Raw genomic sequence first — 7,529 nt, forward strand, 5'->3', positions numbered from 1 at the left:
CGCTCGTAACATGACGCTTGTTTGGCACGAGCGACAGCAAGGCGCACCAAGATGGCTTTGCAAGGCTCTGGGGACGGCCCGAAACCACCTTTCGGCCAACTCCAATCAAATGTCTGCTTCGCGCTCCTGCTTTGGTCGATTGGGGGGTAATTTCTTGTAACATTAAGGCTTTATCCCGTCGCGGGACTTCCATACACATAGTGTGAGGAGTTCGACAGTGACCTTGCACGATTGCCCACCACCAAAAGCCGCGCTGGCAAGATGGCTTACGGAATATCCGAGCGAAGTCGGCAACTATGGGCACTTGCTGCTCGAGCAAGCTTGCGACTGCGACGACGATCTGATTTCTGATTTGACCGCTTATTTCGAATCCGCCCATGCCGACGCCCGCGTATTCTTCCACGAACAGATGGGTATCGAGCTTCACCCTGATGCCGACGCGCCCGAACCGCATATCACTTATCCGACTTGCCTGCCGCCGATCACGCGGCGCGGGTTGTTTGGTGAAGTCATGGCCGGCATGCTCACCGAGCATTTCAAATATATCGGCAGCCACAAGTGGACTATCCCGGTCTTTCTCTTCCGTTACCACGAAGACGCAGAGGCCTATCTGTTCGCGCTCGCCCGGGATGAAGAACGCAAGCGCGAAGTCTATGGAAGGCGTGGCTCAGATTTTCTTGCGCTCGCACTCGATGACCAAGGAGATATTGAGCGCTTCATCGCTGGAGAGGCCAAGTGGCGAAAGAAGCTCCAGCCGGCTGTCGTCGCCGAACTCATGTACGGCAAGAAAAAGAAAAATCCTGACACCGAGGAACTCGAGCATGACGGCAAGGGTATCTGGTTCCAGATTAATCGAGACATTCCAGCGCCGCACGGGCTTCGGCAGTTGCAGCGCTTGCTGCGGGAAATTGACCCCGACGGCTATTCCGCTGCGATTGCCAAACTTGATCGCGTGCTGGTGGTTAGGAACGCCGAGCCATTGCCGCGCACCAACCTCATCTTGATCTCGGGGGGCGATGTGCCGAGTCGGAAGTCCAAACATTCGCTCATCCCCTGGGAAAAATTGCCCGAGGATTATACGGCTCCGCACGATCTGCAGGTGGTCGAACTCATTTTGAACGACGGCGATGATCTGATCGATGGCGTATATGACACGCTCTGGGCCACCTGATGCCAGCAAACGACCCACAGAGGCTCGAGATCGCCAACGGCGCCCGTACCGGGCTCGCGCTAGAAAACGAAATATCCGCCAATCAGGCGCGCTCCTATGTCCGCTGTCTGCAGATCGGCTGGCAGGTCGAAACGATCGGCTGGAACCGTGGCGATTCCGCAGCTCAGTTGGCGGATGCGCGAAGCCTGTTGCAGGCAGCAGAGATATTCGCAGAGATCGAGGGGCATAACTCTTCTCGCGCCATTGATTGCTACCGGCGGGCCGGTGAGATCCTCGAATGGCTGGCGCGTTCGGGAGACGACATCCGGACGCTCGCGCCGATTGAACTTCTATCAGGCGCCGCCTTCCAACTCGGCGGTCTGCCAGCGATGGCATCGGGTCTTCTCGGGCAATTAGAGCTTGAGGAAGATGGCCCGAAGCTTTTCGCCGCGTTTTTCCGAGCCGATTTTGACGCAGTGCTCGTCCAAGCGACGGCCTTCTGGGATCAGAATGGCGACCTGACCGTCTCCGGCTCTTCCAGACGCATCCTCGAAGAAGACAGGGATGACCGTCTTAGTTGGTATTTCACGGTCGAACTCATTCGCGCGCTCGGCCTGTTTGCCGACTCGATCCGGCGCGGTGATGATAACCGTCTCGGTAAAGCGGCTGCAAAGCTCAAGGCGCTCGACGCCATGGCCCTACGTACCTTCAGCGATGATGTTTCGCTGCTCATCAGCCTGTTGCGACAAGTCGCCGAACGGTTTTCCGACGCCAGTATCTATCGTTCGGTTCGTGCTCTTGGTGAACTCAACCTCGAGCGCATGCCCCGTATGCTGGCCTTTGCGCGTGATCAGTTTTCGCGCGGTCGCGGCATTTTGTGGTCGTCGCAGCGCGCCGGTCTCACCCGCCTTCTCGAGAACTCATCCTTCGCGCTCTGCACGCCGACTGGTTCGGGCAAGACGCTAGTCGCCAATCTCGGTCTCGTGAAGGAACTATTGCTGCGCGATCATGGCGAGGTCGTGCCACTGGCCCTGTATCTCGTCCCTTCCCGTGCGCTCGCCGGTGAGGTTGAAGCGAAACTGACCTCCGAACTCGGCCGAGATCTCATAGTCACCGGCCTTTATGGCGGCGCCGACTGCGGGATCACTGATTATTGGCTGAACGCCGATCGCCCGACCGTGCTCATCGCCACAGTCGAAAAGGCCGATGCGCTCATGCGATATCTCGCTCCGCTGCTTCTCAGCCGCCTCAAGCTCCTAATCGTCGATGAGGCGCATCAGGTCCTTCCTGAAGATACGGAAAGCGGCCGTAGCGACTTCGCCGATCATAGCAGCCGCTCTCTCAGGCTCGAGAGCTTCGTCGCACGCTTGCTCACCCAGACGCCCGATATCGTTCGTATCGCGCTCACCGCGGTCGCCGGCGGGGCCGCCGGACCTGTCGCACGGTGGATGGAGAGCACCGCCGACGCAACAGCAATCGGTACGCGCTATCGCAGTACCCGGCAAGTTATCGGTGTGCTCGAGACCGCGTCTGAGCGGCGCAGTACGATGCTCCTCGACCTCATGAATGGGCGGCCGCTCTACGTGCAGGGTCGTGATGACCCGGTCTACCTCAACCTCAACATCCCGCCGATGGCGCAGCTGCCATCAAAGATGCGGTCCAGTCTCTATCGCTTCAACCAGGTGACCGTGCTGTGGACGGCGCTGCACCTCGCCGCAACTGATCGCAGGATCCTGATCTCACTGGCGCAGCAGCCCGAACAGACGATGGGATGGTATGCAGAATCCTTCGACCTGCCAGCTTGGCAGGGTCTGCCGGCTTTCGTGCCGCCCGAGGGAAGAGACGGTGAGCTGTTCGCCGAAGCCCGGGCTGCCTGCGTTGATTATTGCGGGCCAGGTTCCTATGAGGTGAGACTGCTCGATCGCGGGATAGCAACCAGCCATGGCCAGATGCCGCAGCGGCTGCGGCGGCTAATGGTGGCGCTGATTGACGGAAAGATCTGTCCAATCACCGTTGCGACTGCGACTCTCACCGAGGGCGTCAATCTCCCGTTCGACATTATCTTTGTGACCTCGCTCAAGCGCACCGCCTACGACAACGTGAAGCAGGAGCCGGTCATAACACCCTATACTCCGGCCGAGTTCCGGAACCTTTCTGGTCGTGCTGGCAGGCCAGGCTCAACGCGTGGAATGGAAGGGCTAACGCTGATTGCCTTGCCCACCACAATCGCCACCACTGCCAATGGGGAGAAACAGAGACAGCGAAACCAGATGGCTGCTCTGCGCAAGGACTATGAAGCGTTGCGCGAGAAGCTCCGGCTCGACGAACTGGCAGCCGATGCGACCCTCAGTCCGCTCGCGATGCTACTCAGCGAACTGCGCGACAAGGCGCGGCTCTATTTTGGACATCTGACCGACGAGGCCTTTCTGAACTGGCTCGAACAGATCGAACCCGGCGAAGTTAGCGACGATGCTGGAACCGGCGCCACCGGCGGCATTGACCGGCTTGCCGACACGGTCGACGAACTGGATGCCTTCATCATGACAGCGCTTGAGGAACTCAGCCTGCTCGATGCCGAACTCGATGGGCCGCAGGCCGAGGCAAAGCTCGCTGCGCTCTGGCAAAACACCTTCACGGTCGCCGCAGCCGCTCAGGAAGCGTGGCTCGAGGACGCGATAGTGCGCCGCGGGCACGCGATCGTCGAAGACCTCTATCCCGACGCCGATGAACGGCGGCGGCTCTACCAATATGGCTTTTCGCCCTATATCGGCAGGCGGTTCGAAGCGATCGCCCCGGCAATCGCCGATCTGCTGACGGCTGCCGTCGAGTATGGTGTCGAGACCGCGGCGCAGCGTCTGGACCGGTTCGAGGCCCTCGGCGAGCTCTTGAAGGAGGATCGCGGCTTCGGCTTCCGTGTCCGCGATACGGTCGGCGATCGCGAGGTCCTCGCTTCTTGGACCGACGTATTGAGCTGGTGGATGCGCGCGCCGGGCAGTGAAGTGCCCGAAGCTGGCAATCTTCGCGCTCGCCAGCGTTTTGTCGCCGACAATCTGGAGTTTCGCTTGGGGGTCGCGATCGGCGCGGTCGTCGCGCAGAAATGGACTTCTGGTGCCGATGATCCGCTCGCTGTTCCCTCACTTGCCGAATGGAAGGCCACAACAGGGCTCCCTTGGTTCGGCTTCTGGGCGCGCGAACTGCTACGCTGGGGAACGCTCGACCCCTTTGTCGCCTTCGCGTTGGCGCAAGGACGCGCGAAGACGCGCGAGGAAGCCGAAGCACTTAGGCCTGCATTCGAGGAATGGCTCGGCGAGGCGATTGACGCGCCGGACTCTGAAGACCTGATCGATCCCCAGCAGTTTCTGGGCTGGGAACGGAGCCTGCCTGCCCGCGAAAGGGAGCACGCGGAGGTCGTTCGGGAAGAAGCCGAGCTGACCGGGACGACCGGCGCCATGAAACGCTACAATGTCCTGCCGATGGCCGGTGCAGACGAAGTTATCTGGCTCGACGCGTCTGGTTACGAGCTTGCCCGGTCGTCGGACGAGTTTGGACTGTATGACCAGTCTGATATTGCGAATGATTATGTGCTCGATGCCGGGACGCAGGCTACCGTCAGCCGAGTATTCGCACGCCCCCGGCATCGGTGATCTCTGCGAAACTACTCCGGACAAGTGGAGCTTGATTTGAATCGGCTGCTGATGAGTGGCTTTTCGCTTCTCTTCTTGGCTGAGCGGATAGGCGGATCAAAAAGCCAGAAGCGGCCCTTGGGCGGTGCCGCAGCGAATATCCCCTATCCGCCCGACGTGTCGAAAAGCAATGCCCGCTGCGGTGCAGGTTTCTCGGACGCCGCCTCGCCGGACTTTCACTACAATAAGCAGGACTGACTGGTGCCCGCCGTGAAGGTGTGGATTTTGACCTCTATATTGGCGCTACGCGCCAATATGGAAAGAAGGCAGCGTTAAGGATAGGCCTCAAATTGGGGGTCAGATGCAACGCTTACCCAGAACCGGTTCGGTTCAATCCCAATCTCTCTGAGCTTTACCGAAAGAAGGTCGCCGAGCTTTCCGCGACCCTCGCAGACCCAGAGGTCCGCACTGAGGCCCTGGAGACGGTGCGCGGTCTCATCGAGCGCGTGGTGGTAAGCCACAAGAACGGCCAGGCCACGGTGGCTCTCGAAGGCGCGCTGGCGGCGATGATCGGCCTGGCCCAAAACTCAAAAAGCCCTTCCGGAGAAGGGCTTGACGGGAACACGCTTGAGTGTTCGGTAAAAGTGGTTGCGGGAGCAGGATTTGAACCTGCGACCTTCAGGTTATGAGCCTGACGAGCTACCTGGCTGCTCCATCCCGCGTCAGGTTTTTTTGTATCGTTTAGAGAGATGTTTGGATTTTACTAGGTTTGGCGGTGACCTACTCTCCCAGGGCTTGAGCCCAAGTACCATCGGCGCGACAGTGCTTAACTTCCGGGTTCGGGATGGGACCGGGTGTTTCACTTGTGCTGTAGCCACCAAACCAAGAAAAATCCAACTCCGACGGCCTTGCGGAGCAAGGCTGGCGAGCGGCAGGCAGCGTATTTGCTTCAGCAAATGCGCGTTGCCGCCCGGTTGCTGTGTCACCGCCGGGTAGCGGCAGGCACAACAACCTGCGTCGGTTACAATCAACAGTCCAAGTTTTGCGTTTTGGGATGTGTTTGCTTATTTGGTTCCGTGTAACACTGTCTGTTACTGGATCAAATCAAGCCTATCGGGCGATTAGTACCGGTCAGCTGAACGCATTGCTGCGCTTACACCTCCGGCCTATCGGCGTGGTGGTCTTCCACGGCCCTCAGGGATACCTTGTTTTGAGGGGGGCTTCCCGCTTAGATGCCTTCAGCGGTTATCCTGTCCGATCATAGCTACCCAGCACTGCTATTGGCATAACAACTGGTCCACCAGTGGATCGTTCACCCCGGTCCTCTCGTACTAGGGGCAACTCCTCTCAAGTATCCTACACCCACGGCAGATAGGGACCGAACTGTCTCACGACGTTCTAAACCCAGCTCACGTACCTCTTTAAACGGCGAACAGCCGTACCCTTGGGACCTGCTCCAGCCCCAGGATGAGATGAGCCGACATCGAGGTGCCAAACACTGCCGTCGATATGGACTCTTGGGCAGTATCAGCCTGTTATCCCCGGCGTACCTTTTATCCGTTGAGCGATGGCCCTTCCACGCGGGACCACCGGATCACTATGGCCGACTTTCGTCTCTGCTCGACTTGTCAGTCTTGCAGTCAGGCTGGCTTCTGCCATTGCACTCAACGAGCGATTTCCGACCGCTCTGAGCCAACCTTCGCGCGCCTCCGTTACTCTTTAGGAGGCGACCGCCCCAGTCAAACTACCCGCCACGCAGGGTCCCGGATCCGGATAACGGACCGCGGTTAGACATCAAGAGTGCGAAGGGTGGTATCTCAAGGGAGGCTCCACCGGGACTTGCGTCCCGGCTTCGATGCCTACCACCTATCCTGCACATCACAATCCTGATGCCAGTGCGAAGCTGTAGTAAAGGTGCACGGGGTCTTTCCGTCTAACCGCGGGAAGCCTGCATCTTGACAGGCAATTCAATTTCGCTGAGTCGATGTTGGAGACAGCGGGGAAGTCGTTACGCCATTCGTGCAGGTCGGAACTTACCCGACAAGGAATTTCGCTACCTTAGGACCGTTATAGTTACGGCCGCCGTTTACCTGGGCTTCAATTCGGAGCTCTCACCCCTCCTTTTAACCTTCAGGCACCGGGCAGGCGTCAGACCCTATACGTCGCCTTACGGCTTCGCAGAGCCCTGTGTTTTTAATAAACAGTCGCCACCCCCTGGTTTGTGCCCCCGGATCCAAGTTGCCTTGAACCCGGGCCTCCTTCTCGCGAACTTACGGAGGTATTTTGCCGAGTTCCTTCAACATCGTTCTCTCAAGCGCCTTGGTATTCTCTACCAGTCCACCTGTGTCGGTTTAGGGTACGGTCTGATGGAGGGCTATTTCCAGGGACCAATCAGCGGCCCGCCCAATCCGATAAGGGCGAACAACCTTCATGATCCGTCACATCCTCCTGGCCTAGGAATATTAACCTAGTTCCCATCGCCTACGCCTTTCGGCCTCGGCTTAGGGGCCGGCTTACCCTGCTCAGATTAGCTTTAAGCAGGAACCCTTGGACTTTCGGCGAGAGTGTCTCTCACACTCTTTGTCGCTACTCATGTCATCATTCTCGCTAGTGATCTCTCCACCGGATGGCTCACGCCCCGGCTTCATCGAAAGCCTCTCTCCTCCAATGACCCCGAAGGATCTAAGGAGGAATGAGACTATGTCACACTACGCTCTGCTACCATGCACTATGTGCATCCTCGGCTTCGGCTCATG

3 protein-coding genes, 1 tRNA gene and 2 rRNA genes (1 of these 6 cut by a window edge) are annotated in these 7,529 nt (G+C 58.7%); 3 read left to right on the forward strand and 3 right to left on the reverse strand.

Going from position 1 to position 7,529, the window contains the following annotated elements; translation table 11 throughout:
- Nucleotides 1-217: 217 nt before the first annotated feature.
- The 3 genes from K3725_RS15565 to K3725_RS15575 are packed head-to-tail and all read left to right on the forward strand — an operon-like array spanning nt 218 to nt 5,031.
- Nucleotides 218-1,171, forward strand: a complete 954-nt coding sequence (locus K3725_RS15565) for a hypothetical protein (protein WP_260016203.1) — start codon at nt 218-220, stop codon at nt 1,169-1,171.
- On the forward strand, nt 1,171-4,794 hold the full coding sequence (locus K3725_RS15570; RefSeq protein WP_260016204.1) for a DEAD/DEAH box helicase: 3,624 nt from the start codon (nt 1,171-1,173) through the stop codon (nt 4,792-4,794). Before K3725_RS15565 ends, K3725_RS15570 begins: the two co-directional genes overlap by 1 nt.
- A 24-nt stretch (nt 4,795-4,818) precedes the next feature.
- Nucleotides 4,819-5,031 (forward strand): hypothetical protein, encoded by a 213-nt coding sequence (locus K3725_RS15575; RefSeq protein WP_260016205.1) that lies wholly within the window; start codon nt 4,819-4,821, stop codon nt 5,029-5,031.
- 387 nt (nt 5,032-5,418) lie between these two features.
- Here the strand turns inward: K3725_RS15575 and K3725_RS15580 are convergent.
- From K3725_RS15580 to K3725_RS15590, 3 genes are all read right to left on the reverse strand, one after another.
- Nucleotides 5,419-5,495 (reverse strand) — tRNA-Met (locus K3725_RS15580).
- 45 nt (nt 5,496-5,540) lie between these two features.
- A 5S ribosomal RNA gene (gene rrf, locus K3725_RS15585) occupies nt 5,541-5,655 on the reverse strand.
- A 218-nt stretch (nt 5,656-5,873) separates the two neighbouring features.
- A 23S ribosomal RNA gene (locus K3725_RS15590) occupies nt 5,874-7,529 on the reverse strand (it continues 1,172 nt past the right edge of the window).

The sequence above is a fragment of the Leisingera sp. S132 genome (assembly GCF_025144465.1).
Lineage (GTDB): Bacteria > Pseudomonadota > Alphaproteobacteria > Rhodobacterales > Rhodobacteraceae > Leisingera.